This is a genomic window from Streptomyces sp. NPDC048254 (assembly GCF_043201895.1).
GTDB lineage: Bacteria > Actinomycetota > Actinomycetes > Streptomycetales > Streptomycetaceae > Streptomyces.
Genome location: NZ_JBICZJ010000013.1, coordinates 1 through 23,444 on the forward strand (window position 1 = coordinate 1; position 23,444 = coordinate 23,444).

Annotated in this window: 17 protein-coding genes; 10 read left to right on the plus strand and 7 right to left on the minus strand. The window is 71.7% G+C overall.

Going from position 1 to position 23,444, the window contains the following annotated elements:
- Positions 1–70: 70 nt before the first annotated feature.
- A complete protein-coding gene (locus ACGFZQ_RS32130; protein WP_393843444.1) occupies positions 71–979 on the plus strand; it encodes a lysylphosphatidylglycerol synthase domain-containing protein in 909 nt (302 codons plus the stop codon).
- Positions 980–1,043: 64 nt separating this feature from the next.
- Here ACGFZQ_RS32130 and ACGFZQ_RS32135 read toward each other — a convergent pair whose 3' ends face one another.
- The 4 genes from ACGFZQ_RS32135 to ACGFZQ_RS32150 all read right to left on the minus strand — a co-directional run bounded on the left by ACGFZQ_RS32135 (position 1,044) and on the right by ACGFZQ_RS32150 (position 5,892).
- Positions 1,044–1,790, minus strand: coding sequence for a response regulator transcription factor (locus tag ACGFZQ_RS32135; RefSeq protein ID WP_393843264.1), 747 nt, complete (start codon positions 1,788–1,790; stop codon positions 1,044–1,046).
- 146 nt (positions 1,791–1,936) lie between these two features.
- The gene (locus tag ACGFZQ_RS32140; protein ID WP_393843265.1) at positions 1,937–4,588 is read right to left on the minus strand and encodes an ABC transporter permease; all 2,652 of its coding nucleotides are present in this window, start codon (positions 4,586–4,588) and stop codon (positions 1,937–1,939) included.
- Between the two features lie 67 nt (positions 4,589–4,655).
- The gene (locus ACGFZQ_RS32145) at positions 4,656–5,318 is read right to left on the minus strand and encodes an ABC transporter ATP-binding protein (RefSeq protein ID WP_393843266.1); all 663 of its coding nucleotides are present in this window, start codon (positions 5,316–5,318) and stop codon (positions 4,656–4,658) included.
- The gene (locus tag ACGFZQ_RS32150; RefSeq protein ID WP_393843267.1) at positions 5,305–5,892 is read right to left on the minus strand and encodes an ABC transporter ATP-binding protein; all 588 of its coding nucleotides are present in this window, start codon (positions 5,890–5,892) and stop codon (positions 5,305–5,307) included. Before ACGFZQ_RS32150 ends, ACGFZQ_RS32145 begins: the two co-directional genes overlap by 14 nt.
- On the opposite strand from ACGFZQ_RS32150, the gene ACGFZQ_RS32155 reads away from it, so the two are divergent.
- The 3 genes from ACGFZQ_RS32155 (at position 5,870) to ACGFZQ_RS32165 (ending at position 9,634) form a co-directional block, all read left to right on the plus strand.
- Positions 5,870–6,706 (plus strand): sensor histidine kinase, encoded by an 837-nt coding sequence (locus ACGFZQ_RS32155; RefSeq protein WP_393843268.1) that lies wholly within the window; start codon positions 5,870–5,872, stop codon positions 6,704–6,706. The genes ACGFZQ_RS32150 and ACGFZQ_RS32155 overlap by 23 nt on opposite strands.
- 289 nt (positions 6,707–6,995) lie before the next feature.
- Positions 6,996–8,801, plus strand: coding sequence for a hypothetical protein (locus tag ACGFZQ_RS32160; protein WP_393843445.1), 1,806 nt, complete (start codon positions 6,996–6,998; stop codon positions 8,799–8,801).
- Entirely contained in the window at positions 8,798–9,634 is an 837-nt protein-coding gene (locus tag ACGFZQ_RS32165; RefSeq protein ID WP_393843269.1) for a hypothetical protein, read from the plus strand. Before ACGFZQ_RS32160 ends, ACGFZQ_RS32165 begins: the two co-directional genes overlap by 4 nt.
- Before the next feature lie 36 nt (positions 9,635–9,670).
- On the opposite strand, the gene ACGFZQ_RS32170 is transcribed toward ACGFZQ_RS32165, so the two are convergent.
- Positions 9,671–11,164 carry a sensor histidine kinase gene (locus ACGFZQ_RS32170; RefSeq protein ID WP_393843270.1) on the minus strand — a complete coding sequence of 498 codons (1,494 nt, stop codon included), beginning with the start codon at positions 11,162–11,164 and terminating at the stop codon, positions 9,671–9,673.
- Positions 11,161–11,922 (minus strand): response regulator transcription factor, encoded by a 762-nt coding sequence (locus ACGFZQ_RS32175; RefSeq protein ID WP_393843271.1) that lies wholly within the window; start codon positions 11,920–11,922, stop codon positions 11,161–11,163. The genes ACGFZQ_RS32170 and ACGFZQ_RS32175 overlap by 4 nt, the downstream gene beginning before the upstream one ends.
- Before the next feature lie 536 nt (positions 11,923–12,458).
- Here ACGFZQ_RS32175 and ACGFZQ_RS32180 point away from each other — a divergent pair.
- Genes ACGFZQ_RS32180 through ACGFZQ_RS32195 form a run of 4 tightly spaced genes read left to right on the plus strand, consistent with a single transcriptional unit; the run spans position 12,459 to position 18,377 of the window.
- Positions 12,459–14,060 carry an IucA/IucC family protein gene (locus tag ACGFZQ_RS32180; RefSeq protein WP_393843272.1) on the plus strand — a complete coding sequence of 534 codons (1,602 nt, stop codon included), beginning with the start codon at positions 12,459–12,461 and terminating at the stop codon, positions 14,058–14,060.
- Positions 14,061–14,077: 17 nt separating this feature from the next.
- Complete coding sequence (locus ACGFZQ_RS32185; RefSeq protein WP_393843273.1) at positions 14,078–15,796, plus strand: IucA/IucC family protein; 1,719 nt, start codon at positions 14,078–14,080, stop codon at positions 15,794–15,796.
- Entirely contained in the window at positions 15,793–17,004 is a 1,212-nt protein-coding gene (locus ACGFZQ_RS32190; protein WP_393843274.1) for a type III PLP-dependent enzyme, read from the plus strand. The genes ACGFZQ_RS32185 and ACGFZQ_RS32190 overlap by 4 nt, the downstream gene beginning before the upstream one ends.
- Positions 17,001–18,377 (plus strand): MFS transporter, encoded by a 1,377-nt coding sequence (locus ACGFZQ_RS32195; RefSeq protein ID WP_393843275.1) that lies wholly within the window; start codon positions 17,001–17,003, stop codon positions 18,375–18,377. Before ACGFZQ_RS32190 ends, ACGFZQ_RS32195 begins: the two co-directional genes overlap by 4 nt.
- Before the next feature lie 43 nt (positions 18,378–18,420).
- Here ACGFZQ_RS32195 and ACGFZQ_RS32200 read toward each other — a convergent pair whose 3' ends face one another.
- Complete coding sequence (locus ACGFZQ_RS32200) at positions 18,421–19,035, minus strand: dihydrofolate reductase family protein (RefSeq protein WP_393843276.1); 615 nt, start codon at positions 19,033–19,035, stop codon at positions 18,421–18,423.
- Positions 19,036–19,433: 398 nt separating this feature from the next.
- On the opposite strand from ACGFZQ_RS32200, the gene ACGFZQ_RS32205 reads away from it, so the two are divergent.
- Together ACGFZQ_RS32205 and ACGFZQ_RS32210 are read left to right on the plus strand one after the other, a co-directional pair.
- Positions 19,434–20,687: a hypothetical protein gene (locus ACGFZQ_RS32205; protein WP_393843277.1), complete on the plus strand. Its 1,254-nt coding sequence runs from the start codon at positions 19,434–19,436 to the stop codon at positions 20,685–20,687.
- Positions 20,688–20,913: 226 nt separating this feature from the next.
- Entirely contained in the window at positions 20,914–23,376 is a 2,463-nt protein-coding gene (locus ACGFZQ_RS32210) for a transglycosylase domain-containing protein (RefSeq protein WP_393843278.1), read from the plus strand.
- Positions 23,377–23,444 lie beyond the last annotated feature (68 nt).

Consider the following 23,444-nt stretch of genomic DNA (forward strand, 5'->3'; position numbering starts at 1 on the left):
CGTACGTGGCACCCGAGGTACGGCAGGAGAGGTGACCGTCGTGACCGCGGCCGAGAGCCTGCCGATCGCCGTGGGCAGGCGTCTGTACGTCCAGCTGGGAATCACCCTGATGGTGCTCGCCGCCGCCGGCGGGATGCTTGCCGCGCACCGGGCCACGCTGGACAGCGGCACCGACCGGCTGGCCGCCGCCGACGGGGAGTGGCTGGTGCTCGCCTGCGTCGCCGCGGTGGGCACCTGGGTGTGCGCGGCCGTGGCGCAGCAGGGGGCGGTGGTCGAACGGCTGCCCAGGGGGCGGCTGGTGGCGGCACAGTTCGCGGCCGGCGCCGCCAACCACCTCCTTCCGGCGGGGGCCGGAGCGGCGGCGGTCAACCTGCGGTTCCTGACACGGTGCGGGCTGTCCACCCGGCGCTCGGCGACCGCGCTGGCGGTGAAGGCGGCCGTCGGCGGGATTGTTCGGTGCGTGCTGGGTGTGGCTCTGCTGGTCGCCTCGCCCGGCACGGTCCATCTCTCCGCGCGGGTCCCGCATGTCCTGGTCCTGCTCCCGGCCGCGGCCGGAGCCGTCGTCCTGGCGGTCGCGATCAGCGGGCGCCTCAGACGAGGGGCGAGGCTGGCCTTCGCCGACGTGCGGGACGTGCACCGGTGCCGGGCACGGGCCTGCGCGCTGTGGGGCGGATCGGCTGCGTTCGCCCTGCTCCATGCCGGGGTGATCGTCGCCGTGGTCCATGCGATCGGCCTCGGCCTCCCCGCCGGCCGTGTGGTCATGGCCTACCTGGTAGCCAGCGGCGCGGCGGCACTGCTGCCCACGCCGGGCGGACTGGGGTCGCTGGACGCCGCGCTCGCCCTCGCGCTCACGGCGGCCGGCGCGCCGGGACCGGCCGCGGTCTCGGCGGTCCTCGGCTACCGTCTGCTGACCGGGTGGCTGCCGATGGTCCCCGGGCTGCTGGTCCTGGCGCTGCTGGCCCGCCGCTCGGCCTTGTGAACCGTCTCGACGCCCTGCCTTCCTCCTGCTCGTCAGGCCACTGCCCAGGCCCACCGGCGGCGCGTCAGTCCGGCGGATCCGGCTGCCGTTCCAGCCGGTACCCGTGCCCCCGCAACGTGGTGATCCGGGGCAGCCGGGCCTGCCGCCCGTCCGCCTGTGCCGCCTCGGTCAGTCTGCGGCGCAGGCCCGCCAACGTCACGTCGAGGGTCTTGGTGGAGCCGAACCAGTTCTCGTCCCAGACCTCGGCCATCAGCGTCTCGCGCGAGACCGCCTCGCCGACCCGCTCGGCCAGCACCGCGAGCAGGTCGAACTCCTTGGCCCGCAGCGGGACTTCGACACCGAGCAGGGCGCAGCGCCGGGCCGTCACGTCGACGGCCAGATCGCCCAGCCGCACCGGCTCCCGGGCCGGCGCGGCCACCGCGTGCCGCCTGAGATGAGCCCGCAGCCTGGCGAGCAGCACGGTCAGGCTGAACGGCTTGACCAGGTAGTCGTCGGCGCCTGCGTCCAGCCCGGCGATGACGTCGATGTCGTCGGTCCGTGCCGTCAGGACGACGATCAGCAGGTCGGGGAGGCGGGCGCGCAGCTGCCGGGCGACGTCCAGGCCGTCCATGTCCGGCAGCCCCAGGTCCAGCAGGAGTACCTCGTACGATGCCCGCCCGGCCTCCGCCAGTGCGCCCGCTCCGGTGCGGCACCAGGTCGGCGCGTAGTCGTGGCCGCGCAGGCCGGTCTCCAGGTGGCGGCCGATGGTGTCGTCGTCCTCGACGACGAGGACACGCAGTCGGCTGCGGTCCGGTGCGGCAGGCGTGCGCATGGTCGACAGCCTAAGCGCTCCGCTGGAAGGGCCGCGATCTGCCGACTGCGGCGCCGTCGTGGCTGGTCGCGCAGTCCTCGCGCCCCTTTGGGGCGCTGCCTTTGGAGCCCCTGGCGCGAGGGGCTCGTCGTCGGTGTACACCGTGTTCACAGGTCGCGGAGCTCCTCCACGGCGGGGCGGTGGCTGCCGCGGATGCCGTTGAGGGCCGCGGCCAGGACGGCGGCGACGGCGGCTGCCCCGGTGAGTGCCAGGTAGGCGCCGGGGATCGACAGGGCCGCGGGTGGCGGATCGAAGACGCCGGTCAGAACCTTGACCAGCATCTCCGACAGGGCCCAGCCGATGAGGGCGCCTCCGGCCAGGCCGCCGACGGCCAGCAGCAAGGCCTCGGAGAGGACCATGCCGCGCAGGTGGCGCGGTCGCGCGCCGAGGACGGTGGCGATGGCGAACGTGCGGCGGCGTTCGGCGAGTCCGAGGGCGAGGACCAGGCCGCCGGCCCCGGCGGCGAGCAGGACGGCGAAGGCGAGCTCGATGCGGGTGAGGCCGGCCAGGTCGACGGAGGTCAGGCTGGTGCCGACGGTGCCGCGGGTCTGGGTGAGGTCGGTGACGGTCGCCCCGGTACCGAGCTGTCGGCGCAGGTGGGCGGCGATCCGCTGCTGGTTCGAGCCACCGGTGTCGAGGAGGAAGGCGCCGGCCGAGTCGTCGCCGGTGGCCTTGGCGATGTAGGAGGCGTTGGCGACGAAGAAGCTGTCCTTGGGGGCGGTGGGGAACTCCTTGGCGATGCCGGCGTAGTGGAAGGGGACCGTGCGCAGGGACTTGGTGCGCGCGTCCTGGACGCGCAGGTTGACGGTGTCGCCGGGGGAGAGCTGGAAGTCGTTGACGGTCTCGACGCTGACGAGGAGGTTGTCCGGGCGCTGGGCGAGGCGGCGCATCAGCTGGCCGGCGGTGCCGCCCGCGAAGTAGGCGTCCTGGAGCGAGGTGGCCCGCGCGATGGTGCCGGGGCGGACGCCGTAGAGGTCCTGGAGGTCGGAGCCGACGTAGGCGAAGCGGTGCTGGAGGGGTTCGACGTGCCGTACGCCGGAGATCTTCAGTGCTGCCCCGGCGGTGGGCGGGGTCTGGGCGCCGGGTGGTTCGGTGACGGTGACGTCGGCGCCGTTGGTCAGCCGGGCGTCGACCTCGGCCTGCTGGTGGTAGGTGGCGTTGAAGACGGCGGTGGAGATCGCGAAGGAGCCGGCGAGGGCGAGCAGCACCACCGACCGGGCGAACGGGCGGCGGCGCCGGGCCAGGACGGCGGCGGTGGTCCCGGCCAGGGTCGCGGTGAGCGGCCGGACCAGCCGGGCCAGGGCGGGGCGGCCGTGGGTGAGGGCGAGCAGGGTGAGGCGCCACAGCAGCAGGGCCGCGCCGATCCACAGCAGGGTGGGGCCGAGGAAGGCCCAGTACGACACGGAGATGCTGGGGACGCCCTCGGGTGCGAGGACGAGTGCGTACTGGTTGCCGGAGGAGGCCCGGAAGACGAGCCAGGAGCCGATCAGGAGGGCGAGGTCCAGGCCGTACCGCATCCACCAGGGCGACCGGGAGGGGCGTATGTCCTCCTGCCTGCGGGTGTCGGCCACGGTGACCGTGCGCAGGTCCCGCAGGGCGGGGACGAGGACGGCGCCCGCGGCCACCGCGGCTCCGAGGACGAAGGCGACGGCGTACCAGACGGACCAGGTCGCCGTGCTGGCGCCGAAGGAGGCCGTGCCGAAGGCGAGACGGCCGGTGAGGGCGGCGATGCCCAGCCCGGCCAGACCTCCTGCCAGGCCGATCAGGGCGGCCTCCAGTCCGGCCAGTGCGGCGATCTGACGGGGCCGCAGGCCACGCAGCCGCAGCAGCCCCTGTTCCTGGCGGCGCCGTTCGCCGCCGGCCGAGGCGACCGCCGCCGTCAGCGCGGCGGCCAGCACCGCGCCCGGCACACCGAGGAAGAGGAAGAGGATCTGGGCGTACAGGGCGTCCTGGCGGGCCGAGTCGAGAGCCGCGCCGACGTTGTTGCCGACCAGGGCCGTGCCTGAGGCGCGGGCTTCCAGGTTGTGGGCGGCGCCGGTGACGGCGGAGTACGCGGAGGCCGGGTCGGAGGGCAGCCGGGTGGTGTCGCGGGCGGCGTGGATCTGGGTGGTGACACCGGTGGCGCCGCGGGTGAGGGCGGCGAAGCGGGCGGCGGGCAGCAGGACGACGTTGTCCGGGGGCGCGGTCGGCTGGGACTGGCTGGGGGCGCCGACGGTCTGGAAGAGGAAGTCGGCCTGGGGCAGGTCGACCACACCGTCCACCTTCACCTGCCGCAGACCGGCACCGGGCAGCTGGACGCCGATGGTGTCGCCGGGGGCCGCGTGCAGGTTGGCGGCGGTCTGCTGGGCCAGCAGGACACCGGTGGACGCGCCGGAGAGCGTGCGGACGGCGTCGGGGAAGCGGGCGCGGTAGCCGTCGGGCAGGCCGAGCGCCATGCCGGGGCCGGTGGTCTGGGTGCTGCCCTGCACGCGGGCGGTGAAGCCGCTGGTGTGCGCGAAGCCGACGGGCAGGGCGGTGCGGGTGCCCGGGGTTCCGGTCACCAGGGACAGGACCGTGTGCGGGTCGGCGCCGGGCTGCACCTGGACCTGCCAGTCCACGGCGACCGAGCGCACGGCGCGCTGGGTCATGGTCGCCTTCGACGCGGTGAGGAAGGAGCCGAGCGCGGCGACCAGGGCGACCGCGAGCGCGATTCCGGTCAGGGCGGCCAGGAGCCGTCCGGCGCGGTGGCGGGCCAGCCCACGGGCCCAGGCGGTGATCATGGCATCTCCTCGGAGGCAGGCAGGTTTCCGGTGCGGTGCTGGTGCGGACCCTGCGCCCGGGCGGTGGTCACGGAACCTCCTCGGGTGCGAGCAGCCGTCCGTCGCGCATACTGCGGCGGACGGTGAGCCGGGCGGCGACGGCCGGGTCGTGGGTGGTGACGACGAGGGCCGCGCCGGTGTGGTCGGCGGCCGTCAGCAGGGCGTCCAGGACGCGGGCGCCGGTGGCGTGGTCGAGGCGGCCGGTGGGTTCGTCGGCCAGGATCAGGCGGGGCGCCTGGGCCAGGACCCGGGCGGCGGCCATCCGCTGGGCCTGGCCGCCGGAGATCTCCTCGGGGAGCCGGTCGGCCAGGTCGGCGGCGTCCACCAGGGCGAGTGCCGCGAGCGCGCACAGTCGGGCCTCGCCCTCCGGACGATCGGTGAGGACCAGGGGCAGAGCGGTGTTCTCCGCCACGTCCAGGGCGGGGATCAGGCTGTCGCCCTGGAAAACCAGGCCGATGTCGTACGGCCCCAGCGAGGCGGCGCGGGTGACGGTGCCGCTGGTGGGCTGTTCGAGCCCGGCGAGCAGATGCAGCAGCGAGCTCTTGCCCGACCCCGAGGGGCCGACGACCGCGAGCCGGTCCCCGGCCCGGATCTCCAGGTCGGCGCCGTGCACGGCCACGACCGCCTGAGGTCCCCGGCCGAAGGCCAGGGCCGCCTCCGCGCAGCCGACGAGCACTTCATCCGACGGCATCGCGCGCCTCCTCGTGGTCCTGTCGCCGGGCGTCGGTGGCCTTCCCGTCGGTCAGGGTGATCACCCGGTCCGCGATGCGGACGGCTTCCCGGCTGTGCGTGACGATCAGCACCGCGCACCCCTGCGCGGCCCGCTCCCGCAGCATCGACAGGACCAACTGCTCGGTCTCGCCGTCCAGTTCACCGGTCGGTTCGTCGGCGAGCAGGACGGCGGGCGCGTTGGCCAGCGCGACGGCGAGCCCGGCCCGCGCCAGCTCTCCGCCGGACAGCTGCCGCGGCAGGGCGTGCGCCCGGTCGGCCAGCCCCACCCGGGCCAGCAGTTCCCCGGCCGGGACGGGGGCCCGCCGGCCCCGCGCCCGCTGCGGCAGGCGGACGATGTCCCGCACGCTCAGGTGCGGCAGCAGGTTGCGGGACTGCAGCAGGACGCCGATGTGCCGGGCCCGCAACCGGGCCCGCTCGGTCTCGGGCCGGTGGCTGATGCGTACGCCGTCGACGCGGACCTCGCCGCCGGAGGGCTCGTCGAGTCCGGCCAGGCACGCCAGCAGGGTCGACTTGCCGGCCCCGGACGGGCCCACGACCGCGACCGTCTCCCCGCGCCGCACCCTCAGCGACGCGAGGTTCGCCGCGCTGACCGCACGGGCCGCCCCGAGCAGCGTCGCCGAGATCGACCAGGTCGCCCGCACGCACAACGAGATGCTGCACAGTCTCTCCGAACTCCTGCGCCACGAACGCGACTTCACCGCCAACGCCTCCCACCAGCTGCGCACCCCGCTCACCGGCCTGCAACTCGCCCTGGAGGCGGGCCTCGCCCAGGACGACGACGCCCGGCTGCGGCCCGTGCTGACCGAGGCGCTGGCCACCGCCCAACGTCTGCACCGCACGGTGGAGGAGGTGCTGCGGCTGTCCCGCTCCGGAGAGACGGCACGCCCCAGCGCCGGGACGATCGCCGTAGGACAGCTGCTGCGGGAGACGGAGGAACGGTGGCACGGTCTCTTCGCCCAGGACGGCAGACGTCTGGAGTGCGCCGGCCAGGACGTGCCGGCCGACGTGCGGGTTCCGGGCGCGGCCGTGTCGGAAGTGCTGGGCATCCTGCTGGACAACGCCCGGGTGCACGGGCGCGGCACGGTCCGCGTGGTGGTGCGGGACCTGGAGGACGCCCTTGCCTTCGACGTGCGTGACGAGGGCGCCGTGACGGGCGAGCCGTCCCGGCTCTTCGACCGCGGCCGCACCGGCGATGGGGAGGGAACGGGCATCGGCCTGGCCCTCGCCCGGGACCTGGCCGTCTCGCTCGGCGGCCGGCTCTCCCTGTCCAGGCGGCACCCGGCAACGTTCACCCTGCTTCTTCCCGTCGACCAGGACGAGACACAGGGGACAGGGACACCCGGGTGAGACGGGCCGATTACCGCCGGGCCGGGCCCCGGTGATCGAGGCGAGTACCAACCGCGCCGACTTCTCGCTCAACGGTTTCACGCAAACCGCTTACCGACTACTTCCTTGTAGACGCTGGGTGGACTGTAGATGATCGAGCAGGGGCGTCCATTCGTCCCCGCCCTGAACGGCGGATGCGGCATCCCGTGCCCGGGGCGGTCGGACGAACCTCCGGCCCGGCACCTGCGGGTGCCGTCCGACGGAGGCGAGACAGAGGAGGCAGTCCTTGGCTGACACCCATCGTGGCGGAATGGGCGTCGAGATCCGCCGTCGTACCGCGACGCACCTGGCGGCACCGCCCCCGACCCGGGCGCCGGCCCTCGGTGTCCCGGACGGTGGACCCCAGCAATGGCACCGGGGCATGACCCTGGTGGCCACGATCAGCCTGTTCATCGGCACGCGCGCCGCCTGGACCACCGCGATGGCGTCGAGCCCGCCGATCGCCGCCGTCATCTCCGTCTGCTACGCCGCCATCCTCGTCTGCGCCGTCCTCAGCCTCCTCGTACGCGGCCGACGGGCACTGATCAGGGTCGACGCGGCCGTACTGGTCACCGCCGTCGCCCTGGTGATCTGCGGCTACCTGCTCGACCACGCGGGCACGGACGAAGCCGCGCTGACCTCCCAGGCCGCGAACCAGATCCTGCACGGCCGTCCGGTCTACGGCCAACCGTGGCCCTGGTTGTTCGCCACGCACGGTGTCGGGATCACCAAGACCATGTCCGGCGGCGCCGACTACACGTACGGCTATCCGCCGCTGACCGCCCTGCTCGCCGCACCGGTGCGCGCCGTCCTCCATTCGACGGCAGCCGCCACCCTGATCCCCACCGTCGCGCTGCTGGCCTCCTCGGTCCTGCTGTGGTTCCTGCTGCCGGTGCCCTGGCGATCCGCCGGCACGGCCGTCTGCCTCGGCTTCGGTCTCCTGCCCCACTACGCCTACGCCGGCTACCCGGCCATCACGGCCCTCGCCCTGCTCATCCCCGTGGTGGTCCGCTGGCCCAGCACGGGCGAGGGCGGCCGCCTCGACCCCGGGGGCGTACTGCGGGCGGCCTGTCTGGGCGCCGCCTGCGCCGCCCAGCAACTCGCCTGGTTCCTCGCCCCGTTCCTCCTGATCGGCCTGTACGCCGTCCGGCGCGGCGAACTCGGCCCCCGGCGCGCCCTCGCGGTCACCGCCCGCTACACGGCCACCGCCGCCCTCACCTGGTCCGCGGTCAACGCGTACTTCGCCGTCCAGGACTTCCCGGCCTGGCTGAACGGGATCCTGCTGCCTCTGGAGCAGAAGGCGATCCTGCACGGTCAGGGCGTGATGGGCATCTCCTACTACTTCACCGACGGCAGCAGCCGCCTCGACTACTACTCCTACGGCAGCCAGTTGCTCCTGCTCGGCCTGCTCGCGGCCACGCTGCTGTTCGTGCGACGGCTGGGCCCGGCCCTCACCGTCCTCCCGTGGGGCGTCTTCTACCTGGCCACGCGTTCCCAGGACGGCTACTTCCTGATGATGACCCCGCTGTGGCTGGCGGCCGCCGCCACCGTCCCGGCCGCCGCGTTCGCCACCGCCTGGCAGCCACGCCTGCCCCGCCTCAGCGGCCGCCGCGCCAAGGCCGTCGTCGCGGCCGGGCTGCTCGCTCCCGCCTTCGTGTGCGTCGTGATCGCCGCCGCGAGCCCGCCGCCGCTGCGCATGAGTCTCGCGCCGCACTTCGCCAGGTACGGGTCACGTGTCGGTGTCACCACCATCGACGTCCGGGCCGTCAACACCACCGGCACGGCACTTGAACCGCACTTCGCGAGCCGTACCGGCCAGGGCGCCTCCAACTGGTGGACGATCGCCTCGGGTCCCACCGTGCTGGCCCCGCACGCCTCCGCGGACTATCGAGTGGAACCCGAGGGGGGTTTCCGCGTGATGCCCGGTGGCCACGGGCCGGGAAGCTACCTCATCGCCGTCACCGGCACGCCGATGACGATCACCTCCGCCCACATCCCGGCCGTCACTTCGGCCGCCCGGTGCGCGGCGGCGGTCAGGATATGTTCAGGAACGGGCTGGCATGGTCGGGCAGCGTGACCTATGAAACGTCTGACAGCCAGGTGGTTCCGGAGGCCGGGCGGACAGCCGCTTCGGGTCATCGCCCGCGCTGGAACAAGGTGCCCGAACTCACCGTCTACTTCTGGATCATCAAGGTCCTGTGCACGACGGTCGGTGAGACCGCGGCCGACCTGCTGAACGAGAAGGCCGGCCTGGGGCTGACCGGTGTCTCGGTGCTGATGAGCGCCCTGCTGGCCGTCGTCCTGGTGGTCCAGTTCCGCACGAGTGCCTACCGGGCGGGCGTGTACTGGCTCGCCGTGGCGCTGATCAGCGTCGTCTCCACGCTGCTCAGCGACAACCTCACCGACAACATGGGTGTGCCGCTGGAGACCAGTACGACGGTCTTCGCTCTCATCCTCGCCGTCGTGTTCGTGGTCTGGTATCGGCGCGAGCGGACCCTGTCCCTCCACCACATCGACACCGTCGGCCGCGAGTCCTTCTACTGGCTGGCGGTGCTCTTCACGTTCGCCCTGGGCACCGCCGCCGGTGACCTGGTGTCCGAGCGCCTGCGCCTCGGGTACTGGCTGTCCGCCACACTGTTCGCGGCCGCCATCGCCGCAGTGGCCATCGCGTACTTCGCGCTGGACCTGGACGCGGTGTGGAGCTTCTGGATCGCCTACCTCCTCACCCGGCCCCTCGGCGCCTCCATCGGCGACTATCTCTCCCAGCCCACCGGCGACGGCGGCCTGGGGCTGGGTACCGTCGTCACCAGCGCCCTGTTCCTGACGGTCATCCTCGGCACGGTCGTCCACCTGTCCGTCACCCGCAGGGACATCTCCGAACCGGAGCACCCGGAGTCACCCGCGGCCTGAGCTGTGGGAACAGCGGTACTGCGACATCACCGACCATCAAGGCTCCGCACCCGGGACGGCCTCGGTGATCGGCCTGTTGCCCGTCGCGCTGTTGTTGCGCAGTGGCGGGGTCTTGCGATGGGCCGCCGAGTGGGTCCGGGCGCGGACCGTCGGCACGGGCCGTAGCTTGACGACGGCGTCCAACCCGCCGCCTGGTGCCGCGTTGAGGGCGACGTCTCCACCGCCGGCCCGGGTGAGCCGCTGAACCATGGAAAGGCCCAGGCCGGTGCCGTCGTGGCGGGCGTCGGCGGCACGCCAGAAGCGGTCGAAGGCCCGTTGCCGGTCGGTTTCGGTCATGCCCGGGCCCTGGTCGATCACATGCAGTTCGACCGCGCAGCCGTCGTCTGCCGTCGCGGTGGCGGTCGCCAGGGTGATCGTGGTGCCGGGCGGGGAGACGCTCAGCGCGTTGGAGAGCAGGTTGTCGAGGATCTGTTCGAGCGCGCCCGGGACCGCCCACACCTGGCCGACTTTCGTGCCGGACACCGCGATGCCGACGCGCTGATCGCCGGCGAACGCAGTCCAGATGGCCGCGCGGTCGGCTACGACGACGTCGATGTCCACGGCCTCCGGGGTGGTCGCCGAGTTCTCCAGCCGGGCCAGGGCGAGCAGCCCCTGGACCATGCGGCTGAGGCGGGCGACTTCGTCGATCGCGTCGCCGAGACTGTCCTGGGCGCAGGCGGCGAGGTGGGGCTCGAAGTTCTCCAGACGCAGGCGCAGGGAGGTCAAGGGGGTCTTGAGCTGGTGCGATGCCTCGGAGGCGAAGGCCTGCTGGGCGTGCAGCAGGTGCTGGAGCCGGGTTGCCGTGCGGGTGAACGCGGCCGTCACCCGGCGTAGTTCGGGCGGTCCGCGGTCGGTGGCCGGAGGGTCGGTCAGGCGGCCGTCGGCAAGTTGCGTCGTGGCGCGTTCCAGAGCCCGTAGAGGGCGGGTGATCCAGCGGGCGAGCGCGGAACCGATCAGCGCGACCACCGCCAGCACGCCCAGGCCGACGACGCCGAGTGCGACCCAGGTGGCATGCACCTTCTCCGCGATCGGGGTCAGTGGGTAGAGGGTCCGGACGACGCAGGGGACGGTGTCGCCGGACCCGCCCGGCACGGTGGCGAACAGGACCTTGACGCCCGGGACGAGGTCGTCGCGGATCCCGGTGGCGGGCCGGTCGTGGAGGGCGGTGGCGATGTCCGGCTGGGAGGAGAGGTTCGTGCCCACGGCGGTGGCGTCGGCGGAGTCGGTGAGGACCGTGCCGCCCCGGTCGGTGATGACCACACCGCTGCCGGTGCGCCGGGCGTAGTCGCGGGCGAATTCCGGCAGGTCCGACGCCCGCCCGTGTTCGAGTTTCTCCTCGCACACGGAGGCGAGCGTGACCGCACCCAGCTCCGCGGTGTGGGAGAACCGGTTCAGCTCGTTGCGGGCGTAGACGAAGCCGAAGGGAACTTCCAGGGCCAGCAGGACGAGCGCCATGAGGCTGAGGTAGCTGAGCAGCAGACGGCGCGTCATCGGACGCCACTGCGGGGGTGATCCGGTGCGGCCGGGGCCGGACCGGGACCTGTGGGCGGGACAAGACGGAACCCGATGCCGCGGATGTTCTCGATCCAGGAGGGGTCACCGAGTTTGCGGCGCAGGGCGGCGATGTGTACGTCGAGGGTCTTCGTGGGGCCGAAATAGTCCGGCTCCCACACCGTGTCGAGGATCTGCTGGCGGGAGAAGACGGCTCCGGGATCTTCGGCGAGGCAGACGAGCAGGGAGAACTCCTTGGGAGCCAAGGCGATCGGCACCCGGCCCACGCGAACCTGACGGGTCCGGCGGTCGACGCTGAGGGGACCGATCCGCTGGGCGCCGGCCGCACCGGCCGGGTCCCGGCCGCCGGCTGCTGCCGTCACCGGATCACCCGCGTCGCCGGGCACGGCCCGCGTCCGTCGAGCCACGGCCCGGATCCGCGCCACCAACTCCCGGACCCCGAACGGCTTCGACACGTAGTCGTCCGCGCCCAGCTCCAGACCGAGCACCCGGTCGGCCTCGGAATCCCGCGCGGTGATCATGATGATCGGGACCGCGGAGCGGGCTCGCAGCTCCCGGCAGACGTCGATGCCGTCCATGTCGGGGAGCCCCAGGTCCAGGAGCACCATCGCCGGCTCCGCGGCGGACAGGCCGTCGGCACCGGTTCGCGCGTGTTCCACGGTGAACCCGAAACGGCCCAGTCCCTCCAGCAGGGGCTCGGCCACCCGGTCGTCGTCCTCGATCAGCAGCAGATGCATACCGACAGGCTCACAAACGGCAGCCCTGCCGCGCTGTACAACCGCCGCACTATTCCCTCGTATCAGTGACCCTTCGGTTTTCTCATGTGACGGCGGCACGCGCGAGGTCATCGATGGGCGTGCGCGGAATTCAGCCGGACGGCGCACTCGCGGACGAGGGCTGTGCCAGGACATCCAGTGTGTTGCCAGCTCCTGGTTAGGAGATGGTTAAGAAACAGGACATCAGGCTCGCCGTGATTCCGCGTGAAGCGCGTGTTGCGGGCAGTCGGGAGTAGCCCTTGACCTGTGACTTGCCGTGTTGCAGGCATGACTGCTCCGTGCTGTGGGCCCTGGCTGTGCGGTCGTCACAAGGTCGCGGCAACACGCATGCGCGACCCGATTTTCCGGCGTCTCCGGGTTTTCGTCCCGGGGTTTTCCAGAAACCACCTGTATTTACGCTTGATTGGCGCTTACACGCCTTCCCGTAGTGTCCGATGTGCGGTCCGGTCCAGGTCCGCCGCGTGCTGGAAAGACCACTCGACTTCCGGGAATTCGCCATGCCCTCAGACACCCCCGACCCGACGATCGACGAACTGCGGCGGGCGCGCCCGGATCTGGCGGAGCCGTTCGCGGCGGCCTTCCCCGGAGCGCGGGCCACCGTCCTGGGGCGGCTGTGGGGCGCCCTCGCGCGGGAGCCGCTGCCCGGCGTGACCGTCCGGCAGCGCGAGGCGGACACGCTGGTCGTGACGCTGCGGAACGGTGACCGGCTCACGGCGCCCGACAGGTGTGCCCAGCGGTTCGCCCGGATGCCCGAGGACTTCACCGTGTCGGGACCCGTGGGGCCCGTTCGCGGGCCGGCGCAACTCCTCGCCCGGCTGGGACTGTCCGGCTCGGCCGTGGACCGGCTCGCCGCCGAGCTGGACAACAGCGTCGTCAACCTCGCGCTGGCCCGCGCCGCGAATCCCGAAGGGCCCGGCAGGCCGCGCGATTCGGCCGACGCGGAGCAGGCGGTGGTCGACGGACATCCGCAGCACCCGTGCTGCCGTACCCGTACCGGCATGTCCGTCGCCGAGGTCCTGGCCTACGCGCCCGAGCACCACCCGGTGATCGAACTGGCCCTGCTGCCCGTCCCGGCCGACCGCTGGCAGAGCGCGGGCACCTGGCCGGCGGAACTGCGGGACGGCGACACGTTCCTGGTTCCGGTCCACCCCTGGCAGCGGGACCACGTACTGACGCGCCACCGCGACCTCGCCGTGACAGCGCGGACGATCCCGGCCCGGCCGCTGCTGTCGCTGCGTACGCTCGCACCGGTGGCCGAGCTGCCCGGCTGTCACATCAAGACCGCCCTCGACGTGCAGGTCACCAACTACCGGAGGACCATCTCGCCGGCGGAGGTGGCCGACGGACCGGCCCTGTCGGACCTGGTCTCGGCCGTCATCGACAAAGCCGGGTTCGGTGACAGCCTGCGGGTGCTCCGTGAGCTGGGCGGCGGCGCGGTCCGGGTGGGCGGGCGGGCGTCCGACAGCCTGTCCGCGATGCTCAGGGAGTCCACCGACTCCCACCTCGGCGACGGCGAGATCGCCGTCCCGCTGACGGCGGTGCACGCGACCGGCGCCGCCGTCGTGACGGGTGATCCGGTGCGCTGGCTGCGGGACTTCGCCACGCTGGTACTGCCGCCCGCGTTGACCCTGCTGTCCATGGGAGTCGCGCTGGAGGCCCACGGCCAGAACACCCTGGTCGTCCTTCGGAACGGGAAGCCGGTCCGCGTGCTCTACCGGGACCTGGACGGGGTCCGGGTCAGCCCGCGCAGGCTGGCCGCCTGCGGGTTCACCCTGCCGCCCCTGGCCGGCACCCGGGCGGGCGACGACCCGGACGCGCTGCGCACCAAGCTGCTCGGCGCGCTTGTCAGCGGGGTCTTCAGCGAACTGGTCGACGTCCTCGCCGGCACCCGTGCCATCGACCCCGGGACGCTGTGGGAGACGGTGGCCGAGGCCGGCCGCCGGGCGTACGCCGAACTGCCGGACCACGGGGACGAGGCCGTCTTCTTCGGCGACACCCTGCCGTTGAAGGCCACCATCGCGATGCGTCTGGCCGACGACCCCGGCAAGGCCCAGTGGATTGCCATCCCCAATCCCCTCACCCGGTACCGCCACTTCTGACGCACGGGAGCCACCCCATGACCACCTCAGCCATCGCACCCGGCACCACGACCTCGGCAGGGACCGATCAGCCGAACGAGACCGCCGACGCCGTCACCGCCCACACCCTCCTCAACTGCCTGGTCCGCGAGCTGTCCGCCCCCGAGCACCAGGTGACCGTCGACCACGACCACCTCCTGCTGCGCCTGCCGCGCCGGGACCTTCTGCTGCGGGCCCGACTCCGCCGGGTCTCGATGATCGGCGCCCACCGCTTCCAGGGCCCCGTCCAAAGGCTTCAGGACGACGCATGGGCCACCGTCGACTGGCGGGAACTGGCCGGCTATGTCCGGGAGGAACTGGAACTGCGCACCGGCACCGCCAACGACGAGTTCCTGGACCAGGTCGCCGACAGCCACGAGACCATCCGCGCCACCCTGCACCACCGCATCACCCTGGAACACCGCGCCCGTCCGGCACCGCAACAGGACCTCTATCTGGACTCGGAGCAGGCGCTGGTGTTCGGACACCGCTTCCACCCCACGCCCAAGGCCCGCACCGGGGACCCGGCGGACTGGCTGGCGTACGGACCGGAGACCGGAGCCCGCATCCGCCTGCACCACCTGGCCGTACGCCGCGAACTGGTGCGGGAGGAGGGGGAGTCGGGTGAGCTGGACGGGCTGTGTCCGACGACGGACCCGGAGTTCGTGGCGCTCCCGGTGCATCCGTGGCAGTTCCGGTTGTTGCGCGGTCACGAGGGGCTGCGCGCGGCGATGGCGGACGGCGCCGTCGTGGACGCGGGCGTCAGCGGGCCCGCATGGGTGCCCACCGCATCGGTGCGTACGCTCTACCAGCCGGACGCGGACACCTTCCTGAAGTTCAGCCTGAACGTCCGTATCACCAACTGCCTGCGCAAGAACGCCAGTTACGAACTGTCGGGTGCCGTTGCCCTGAACCGGCTGGTCCAGCCCGTCATGACCCGGCTCGCCGACCGCTTCCCCGGCTGCGCGCTGCTCGCCGAGCCCGGCTACCGCACAGTCGCCGCCGACGGTGACACCGACCTGGTCGAGGGTTTCGGCGTCATCGTGCGCTCCGGACTGCGGCCCCACCTCCGACCGGGCGTGACGCCGCTGCTGGCCGCCGCGATCGCGGACGAGTACCCCACCAGCCAGGCCCACGTCTCCCACCTGCTGGCCCGAGGCGATGGCGACCCCCTGGCCTGGTGGGAGGCGTATCTCGGCCTGCTGCTGCCACCCGTGCTGGCCGCCTACTTCGAACACGGCATCGTCCTGGAGCCCCACCTGCAGAACGTCGTCGTCGGCGTGACCGCGAACGGCATGCCCGCGCAGATGCTGTTCCGCGACCTGGAGGGCACCAAGCTCCTGCCCCGTCATCATGAGCGGTTTCTGTCCACTCTGCCGGAGGACGTCCGCGGGCCGTTGACCTACGACGCCGAACGCGGGTGGAACCGGGTCGCGTACTGCCTGCTGGTCAACCATGTCGCCGAGGTGCTCGGCGCCCTGGCCGACCTTCGGCCGGCGCTGGAACCCGCCCTGTGGGGCCTGGTCCGTGACCGCGTCGACGCATACGCCCGCACCGCCGGCGAACCGCCCCGGCTGCGGGCCCTGCTCTCCGGCGTCCCGCTGCCCGCCAAGGCCAACCTCCTGCTGCGCTGGGCCCGCCAGGCCGACCGGTACGCCCACTACATTCCCCTGCCCAGCCCGCTCGGCGCGGACTTCCCCCGCGAGGTGATGCCGTGAGGCCCGCACTTCTGCACCACATCGGCCGGTTGGCCGACGACGACCTGCCCGCCTACCTCTACGACCTGCCCGGCCTGCGCGAGCACGTCCGCGCCGTCCGGGCCGCGCTGCCCCGCCGCGTCGAACTGCTGTATGCGGCGAAGGCCAACTCCGACCCCCGCCTGCTAAAGACCCTGGCCGGGCACGTCGACGGGTTCGAGGTCGCGTCCGGCGGCGAGATCCGCCACGTCCGCAACCTCTTTCCCGAAGCCCGGATCGCCTTCGGCGGCCCCGGCAAGACCCCGGCGGAACTGGCCGGGGCCCTGGACGCGGGCGTGGAGCGCCTGCATGTCGAGAGCGAACACGAGCTGCGCACGCTGACGACCGTGCTGGGCGACCGCACGGTCGACGTGCTGCTACGCGTCAACGTGCCGGTGCTGCTCCGCTCGGCCTCACTGGTCATGGGCGGCTGTCCCAGCCCCTTCGGTCTGGACCCCGCCCACCTGGACCGATGCCTGCGGATCATCACGGCCGACGGCCGTATCCGGCTGCGCGGGCTGCACGTCCACGTGGCCAGCGGCCTCGACGCGCGCGCTCACCTGGCCCTCGTCGCACAGGTCATGGCCTGGGCGGACCGCTGGGCGCACCAACAAGGGATCGCCCTCGCCGAGGTCAACATCGGCGGCGGGATGGGCGTCGACTACACGCGTCCCGACGAGGTCTTCGACTGGGCCGCGTTCGGTGTCGGGCTGTGCCGGACGCTGGAACGCCACCCCCGTGTCACGCTGCGGATCGAACCGGGGCGCTCGCTCACGGCCTACTGCGGCTGGTACGTCACTCAGGTCCTGGACGTCAAACGCAGCCGCGGCCAGGCGTTCGCCGTTCTGCGCGGCGGCACCCACCACCTGCGCACACCGGCCGCGAAACAGCACGACCAGCCCTTCGAGGTCGTCCCCGACCAGTCCTGGCACCACTCCTGGCACCGCCCGGAGGTCCACGGCGAGCCGGTGACACTGGTCGGCCAGCTCTGCACACCCAAGGACGTCCTGGCCCGCCGCGTCATGGTCGACCGGCTGCGGATCGGCGACCGGATCGCGTTCGCCATGGCCGGTGCCTACGCGTGGAACATCTCCCACCACGCGTTCCTCATGCACCCCCACCCGACCTTCCACCACATCGACGACCTGGGCGCGCCCGTCGCGGACGCGTACGCGGGCGGACCGTCATGAGTCTGCAGTGCCGCCCGCCATGCGGCCGAGAGCACGGTTCGGCGCTCGCCGCCCTCACCGTCCGGGCCTTCCGCCGTTACCTCCTCGGCCAGCTGGCCTCCAACATCGGCACCTGGATGCAGCGAGCCGCCCAGGACCTGCTGGTCCTGCAGCTGACCGGCAACAGCGGCAGGGCGGTCGGCATCGTGACCGCACTGCAGTTCCTGCCCCAGACCCTGTTCGGCCTCACCGGGGGAGCCCTCGCCGACCGCTACCCCAGACGCCGGCTGCTGCTGATCACCCAGACCACCATGGCGGCGCAGTCACTGCTGCTCGGCGTCCTGACCGTCACCGGCACGGTGAGCCTGCCCTCCGTCTACGCCCTGGCCGTGGCCCTCGGCACCGCCACCGCCGTCGACGGTCCCGCGCGTAACGCCCTCATATCGGACTTGGTCGCCCGCGAGCAGACGGCCGCCGCGGTCAGCCTGAACTCCGCCCAGTTCAACGTCGCCCGCATCCTCGGGCCCGCCGCCGCGGGCCTGACCGTGGCCGCCGTCGGTACCGGCCCGGTGTTCCTGATCAACGCGGTCTCCTACCTGGCAGTCCTGTACGGGCTGTCCACCATTCCGTCCGGTGAACTCCGCCACCCCGGCCGACGACACCCCGGCGACAAGCGCCTGACCGACGCCTTCCGCCACATCGCCACCACACCGGAACTACTCCTGCCGATCACACTGATCGCTTTCGTCGGCACCTTCGGACTCAACTTCCAGGTCACCATCTCCCTCGTGGCCATGACCGTCTTCCACTCCGGCGCGGCGGCCTTCGGCTGCCTCTCCGCCGCCTATGCGGCGGGCAGCCTCGCGGGCGCGCTCCTCGCGGCCAACGGGAGGCAACCGCCCACCCCCCGACGTCTGATCACGGCCACGGTCGCCTTCGGCGTGCTGGAGGCCGCGCTGGGCCTGATGCCCGGCTACGGCACGTTCATGGCCCTGCTGGTCCCCGTCGGCTTCGCCGCGGTGATCGTCACCACGACTGCCAATGCCCTGACACAGCTGCATGTCGACCCGCACCTGCGTGGGCGTGTGCTGTCCGTCTACTTCCTCGTGCTCCTGGGCGGCACCCCCGTCGGCGCCCCCCTCGTCGGCGTCGTCTCCGACGCGCTCGGCCCCCGCTCCGCGCTGGTCCTCGGCGGTGTGATCTCAGCGGCCTCCGCGCTCGCTCTCACGGCCTGGACCACCAAGCGGCACCGAGCGAATCAGCGGCTGACGGCGCCAGGCCCGGCCGGTCCACCACTCACCAAGGCTCGCGACACGTTGGCCGGCACCGTCGGCGAGGCCCTGACCAGCCCGTCCCGGAGCCGAAGCAGCAGAAGCGGGCCGTGGCCAGGCTGAGGGGGGCGACGGTGAGATCGACCGTTCGGGCCGCACGGCGTTGTCACAGGACGTCGTACGTCAGGTGTGTCGCGGTCGATGTCGCGGTCACGCTTCGCTGCACCAGTGTGCGCGGCGCTGCGCCGGTGAACAGCGGTGTCCCACTGCCCAGCACGACAGGCGCGAGGTGCAGGGAAAGCACGTCGACCAGGCCGGCGTCGAGCGCCGAGCCGACCGTGGCGCCACCGCCCATGAGGATGACGTCGAGGTCCTGCCCGCTGCCCGACGGCGCCGCCTCGGCACGCTCGCGCGCGGCGGTGACGGCGTCGCGCAGGCCGGTCGTGACGAACGTCCAGTCGAGGTCGGTGAGCCGTACCGACTGCGGCGGTGAGCTCGTCACGACGACGAAGGCGGGCTTGCCGACCTCGCCGGCGCCGTAGCCGATCGTGTCGTCCCAGCCGTTCGGTCCGTCGACGATGTCGAAGAGGCGGCGGCCGAGGACGACGGCGCCCGAGCGGGCGGTCCCCTCCCGCAGGATCCGGTGATCCTCGGGGTCGTCGGAGAACGCCCAGGTGTGCAGGGCCTTGCCGCCGGTGCCCAGACCGTTGTCCGGGCCGGGGCGGGGCCCGGTGACGAAGCCGTCGAGGGAGACCGAGATGTCAGCGATGATGCGCGTCATGCCAGGGCTGACCCGATCCGCCCGTAGAACTCATCGCTCGCCGTGGCAGTCAGGATATGTTCAGGTTCCAGCTGGCACAGTCGGGCAGCATGAGCGATGAAACGTCTGATAGCCCAGTGCTTCCAGAGTCCCGGCTTGATTCTGCAGACCGGGGTTGGAATTGGCTTCACGATTTCACTGGGCCGGCCAGGAAATAGGGGACTTTCCGGTCGACCGGCATGGGCGCGGTCTGACCTGAGAAGCCGAGCGCTTCCCACGCAGGCTTGACGGGCAATCGCAGTCGTACCGCAGCCCCGCGGGTCTGAGACTGCGCCTGGCCATGCATTTCCAGAAAATTACCGTTCCGCAGACGTGAGGGACGCCCCTCCGCGCTGCCACTCGTTCCTTGCGAGGATTACATGACGACTGCGACGACGCCCGACGACCTTCGGGCGCCTGCAAGGCAGATGCTGAACAAGGTTCCCGAAGTCACGATCTGGTTCTGGGTCATCAAGATCCTCTGCACCACGGTCGGCGAAAGCTTCGCCGACTGGATCAACATGAACCTCGGTGTGGGCCTGATCAACACGGCATTGATCTTCACCGTGGTGCTGGCAGGCGTCATGGGCTGGCAACTCACCACCAAACGCTACGTCCCGTTCGTGTACTGGCTCACCGTCGTGGTGGTGAGTGTGACCGGCACCCTCTACACCGACATCCTCACCGACAGCCAGGGCGTTCCCCTCGCGTTGAGCAGTAGCGTGTTCGCCGGCCTCCTGGCCGTTGTCTTCGGGATCTGGTACGCCCGCGAGCGGACCCTGTCGGTCCACACCATCACCACGCGTCCCCGTGAACTCTTCTACTGGCTCGCGGTCCTGGTCACTTTCGCCCTCGGCACCGCGACCGGCGACTGGACCCTGGAACTGACCGGCTGGACGCCGGGTGTCTCCGTGTTCCTGCCTCTCGGCTTGATCGTCGCGATCGTCCTCGGGTGGCGCCTCGGCGCCAACGCGGTGCTCTCCTTCTGGCTTGCCTACATCCTCACCCGTCCGCTCGGTGCCAACCTCGGCGACTGGCTCGGCTCGCCCAGCGGCGACGGCGGCCTGGGCCTCGGCACCGCGGTGACCAGCGTGATCTTCCTGGGTGCGATCCTCGCCACGGTCGTGTACCTCACGGTCAGCCGCAGCGACGTCATCGAGACCGACGATCTCGCTCATTCCCCGCGAGCGCTGAACCCGGCGCGTGAGCGGATCATGCTCGGGTACTACGCCGTCGTAGCGGTCGCAACCGCGGCGCTTCTCGTCTGGGCACACCACCAGCCCCACGCGGCCGCGGCCAGTGAGGAAGACGCCCCCGCACCGGTAACCGCCCATCTCACCCCGAAGCAGGCGACGTCGCCGTTCCCTCCGGCCGAGATCGCGAAGTTCCGCACGATCGCTGCCGACACCCTGGCAAAGCTCGATTCGGGCGACCAGTCGGCGGCGACCACCCGAGTCACCGACCTCGAAACCGCCTGGGACAAGGACCAGTCCGCCCTCGAGCCCAAGAGCGAGCAGTCCTGGCACTTCCTCGACAGCGAGATCGACCAGGTCCTGACGGCGCTACGCGCCTCGAGCCCCGACAAGGCCACCGAGGTCAAGGCACTCAACACCCTCCTCACGTCACTCGGCTGACCAACCAGGACGACGGACTGCCCCGACGCATCCCAGGCGCCGGGGCAGTGAGCGGCCGTTCTTTGGGTGGGCGGTTGCCTGCCTTTTGCGAGTGCGACTTACTCTTACGACTTGTAGGAGTCTCCGGGGAGGGTGTCAGCGTGTCCAGGCCAGGCCCCCAGGAGGCACCCGGCGGACGGTCTCGCGGCGATGGCGGGGCCGTGTCCTTGGTTGAGGAGTGGAGAGAATGAGCGAACACCGGCGCCGATCGTCGGGGAGGACCGCGCCGTCCGGCATACCGTCCGGCTCTGACGGTATGCCGGACGGTGGCCGGGCCGCGGCGCGCAGGGCCGCCCAGGCCCGGGGCGGGCGTGGCCGCCGCGCGGGGGCCACGCGACGTACGGACGCCGGACGTTCCGGTCGGCGCGGTCTGATCGACTACCCGCGGGCGGGCAAGCGCGGTCTCCGGCGGTGGCTGCCCTCGTGGAAGCTGGTGTCGGGCACCTTCCTGCTGTTCGTCGGCGGCCTGGTGGGCCTGTTCGGCTATGCCTACGCCACGACGACGATCCCCGGCGCGAACCCCAGTACGCAGGCGCAGAGCAACACCTACTACTGGTCGGACGGCTCGGTCATGGCCACCCAGGGGTCGACCAACCGGCAGAACGTCGATCTCGCGCAGGTCCCGAAACTGGTCCAGTGGGACTTCCTCGCCGCGGAGAACGCGACCTTCTACTCCGATCCGGGCGTCGACACGCAGGGCATGCTCCGCGCCGTCTACCACATGGCCACGGGCGGTGAGGTGCAGTCGGGGTCCACCATCACCCAGCAGTTCGTGAAGAACACCTACCTCAGCCAGGACCAGTCGGTCACCCGAAAGCTCAGGGAGATCATGATCTCCCTGAAGATCGGCGGCCAGATGTCCAAGCAGCAGATACTGCAGGGCTACCTCAACACCTGCTACTACGGCCGGGACGCCTACGGGATCGAAGCCGCGGCCCGTACCTACTACCACGTGCACGCCTTCCAGCTGAACGTCAGCCAGGGGGCGTTCATCGCCGCCACGGTCAACGAGCCGAGCCTGCTGATGCACGCCGACACGGACCCGCAGGCCAAGGCCCAGGCCAAGGCGCGCTGGAAGTACGTGCTGGACCGGATGGCCAAGATCCACCAGATCACCGACGCCCAGGAACAGCACTACCTGGCATCGGGGTTCCCCACGCCCAAGCCGTACTCGCCGTCGGCGGGAATGGCCGGGCAGACCGGTTACCTGGTGCAGGCCGCGGAGAAGTACGTCGAAGCCCACGCCTCCCTCACGGACCAGCAGCTGGGGCGCGGTGGCTACCAGATCTACACGACCTTCGACAAGAAGAAGGTGAACGCGCTGTCGGCGTCCGTCGCGGCGATGGAGCACCGGCACCTCGACCCGCAGCACCGCTCGGCCGACAAGGACGTCCAGGTCGGTGCGGCGTCGATCAGTCCGTCCACCGGCGCGATCGTGGCGCTGTACGGCGGGGCCGGCTGGAACAAGGGGCACTGGACGGACAACGCGGACGCGACCGGCGTGCCGGTCGGCTCCACCTTCAAACCCGTCGATCTGGCCGCCGCCCTCGACCACGGCGCCGTCCTCTCCCCGGGGCAGCCGGCCTCACCGATCACCCCCGCCTCGAAGTTCGACGGCGACGACGGCATCACCATCAAGAACCAGCAGGGCCAGGAGCTGGCGGACTCGAACGACCCCACGGGGCTCCTGCACCAGCGCAACGACGTCTCCACCAAGTGGGGTTACATCACCCTGCGCAAGGCGATGGAGCAGTCGGTCAACACCCCCTACGTCCAGCTCGGCGAGTACGTCGGCTACGGCAACGTGGAGGGCGAGGCCCTGAAAGCGGGGCTCCTGCGTACGAGCCTGCAGTACGACACCCCGGGCTTCTACATCGGTACCTCCACACCGTCGGCGATCCGCATGGCAGACGCGTACGCCACCTTCGACGACGGCGGGATCCAGCACGAGCCGTACTCGGTGACCAAGGTCGTCGCCGACGGCCGGCAGTTGCCCGGCTTCGACAAACCCAAGGGCACCGTGGCCATGCCCGCCGAGACCGCCGACACCGTCACCGACGTCCTGCGAGGCGTCGTCAAGAACGGCACCGGTACCAACGCCCAGGCCCTGGGCCGCCCGGCGGCCGGCAAGACCGGTACGACCGACGACTACAAGTCCGCCTGGTTCATCGGCTACACCCCGCAACTGACCACGGCTGTGAGCATGTTCAAGGAGGACCCGAAGAAGGCCGGCCTGCAGTCCATGCAGGGCGTCGGCGGCTACGCCAAGGTATTCGGCGCCGACATGCCCACCGAGGTGTGGACCGGCTACATGACCGCCGCCCTCCAGGGACAACCCGTCCAGCAGTTCCCGCCCGCACCCCAACTGGGCCAGAGCACGGACGAATACGGCGCACCCTCGCCCACACCCTCCGCGACCGTCCCCCAGAGCACCCCCACGGCCACCCCGACCGCACCGGCCTCCCCTACCCCCACCACCACACCGTGCCACCGGCACAGGAGGCACTGCGTCAGCCCAAGTCCGACCGACACCACCGGCACCACCGCAGGCACCGGCGGCGGGCTGCTCGGCGGCACAACCGGCGGTAACACCTCACCCTCACCGACGACCAGCTCACCGGCCCCGGCCGTGACCCGCGGAGGGCCTTGAGCGTTCTGGCCGCGACCTTTCGTTCGTAGGGCGCTGAAGCGCCGTGTCGATGCGCCGTACGTCGAAGA

What these genes read in the sequence shown, in the direction of transcription:
- ACGFZQ_RS32135 (WP_393843264.1), bottom strand. Translation starts at nt 1,790, where the DNA reads ATGCGCACGCCTGCCGCACCGGACCGCAGCCGACTGCGTGTCCTCGTC.
- ACGFZQ_RS32140 (WP_393843265.1), bottom strand. Translation starts at nt 4,588, where the DNA reads ATGATCACCGCCTGGGCCCGTGGGCTGGCCCGCCACCGCGCCGGACGG.
- ACGFZQ_RS32145 (WP_393843266.1), bottom strand. Translation starts at nt 5,318, where the DNA reads ATGCCGTCGGATGAAGTGCTCGTCGGCTGCGCGGAGGCGGCCCTGGCC.
- ACGFZQ_RS32160 (WP_393843445.1), top strand. Translation starts at nt 6,996, where the DNA reads ATGGGCGTCGAGATCCGCCGTCGTACCGCGACGCACCTGGCGGCACCG.
- ACGFZQ_RS32170 (WP_393843270.1), bottom strand. Translation starts at nt 11,164, where the DNA reads ATGACGCGCCGTCTGCTGCTCAGCTACCTCAGCCTCATGGCGCTCGTC.
- ACGFZQ_RS32175 (WP_393843271.1), bottom strand. Translation starts at nt 11,922, where the DNA reads ATGCATCTGCTGCTGATCGAGGACGACGACCGGGTGGCCGAGCCCCTG.
- ACGFZQ_RS32180 (WP_393843272.1), top strand. Translation starts at nt 12,459, where the DNA reads ATGCCCTCAGACACCCCCGACCCGACGATCGACGAACTGCGGCGGGCG.
- ACGFZQ_RS32185 (WP_393843273.1), top strand. Translation starts at nt 14,078, where the DNA reads ATGACCACCTCAGCCATCGCACCCGGCACCACGACCTCGGCAGGGACC.
- ACGFZQ_RS32195 (WP_393843275.1), top strand. Translation starts at nt 17,001, where the DNA reads ATGAGTCTGCAGTGCCGCCCGCCATGCGGCCGAGAGCACGGTTCGGCG.
- ACGFZQ_RS32200 (WP_393843276.1), bottom strand. Translation starts at nt 19,035, where the DNA reads ATGACGCGCATCATCGCTGACATCTCGGTCTCCCTCGACGGCTTCGTC.
- ACGFZQ_RS32205 (WP_393843277.1), top strand. Translation starts at nt 19,434, where the DNA reads ATGACGACTGCGACGACGCCCGACGACCTTCGGGCGCCTGCAAGGCAG.
- ACGFZQ_RS32210 (WP_393843278.1), top strand. Translation starts at nt 20,914, where the DNA reads ATGAGCGAACACCGGCGCCGATCGTCGGGGAGGACCGCGCCGTCCGGC.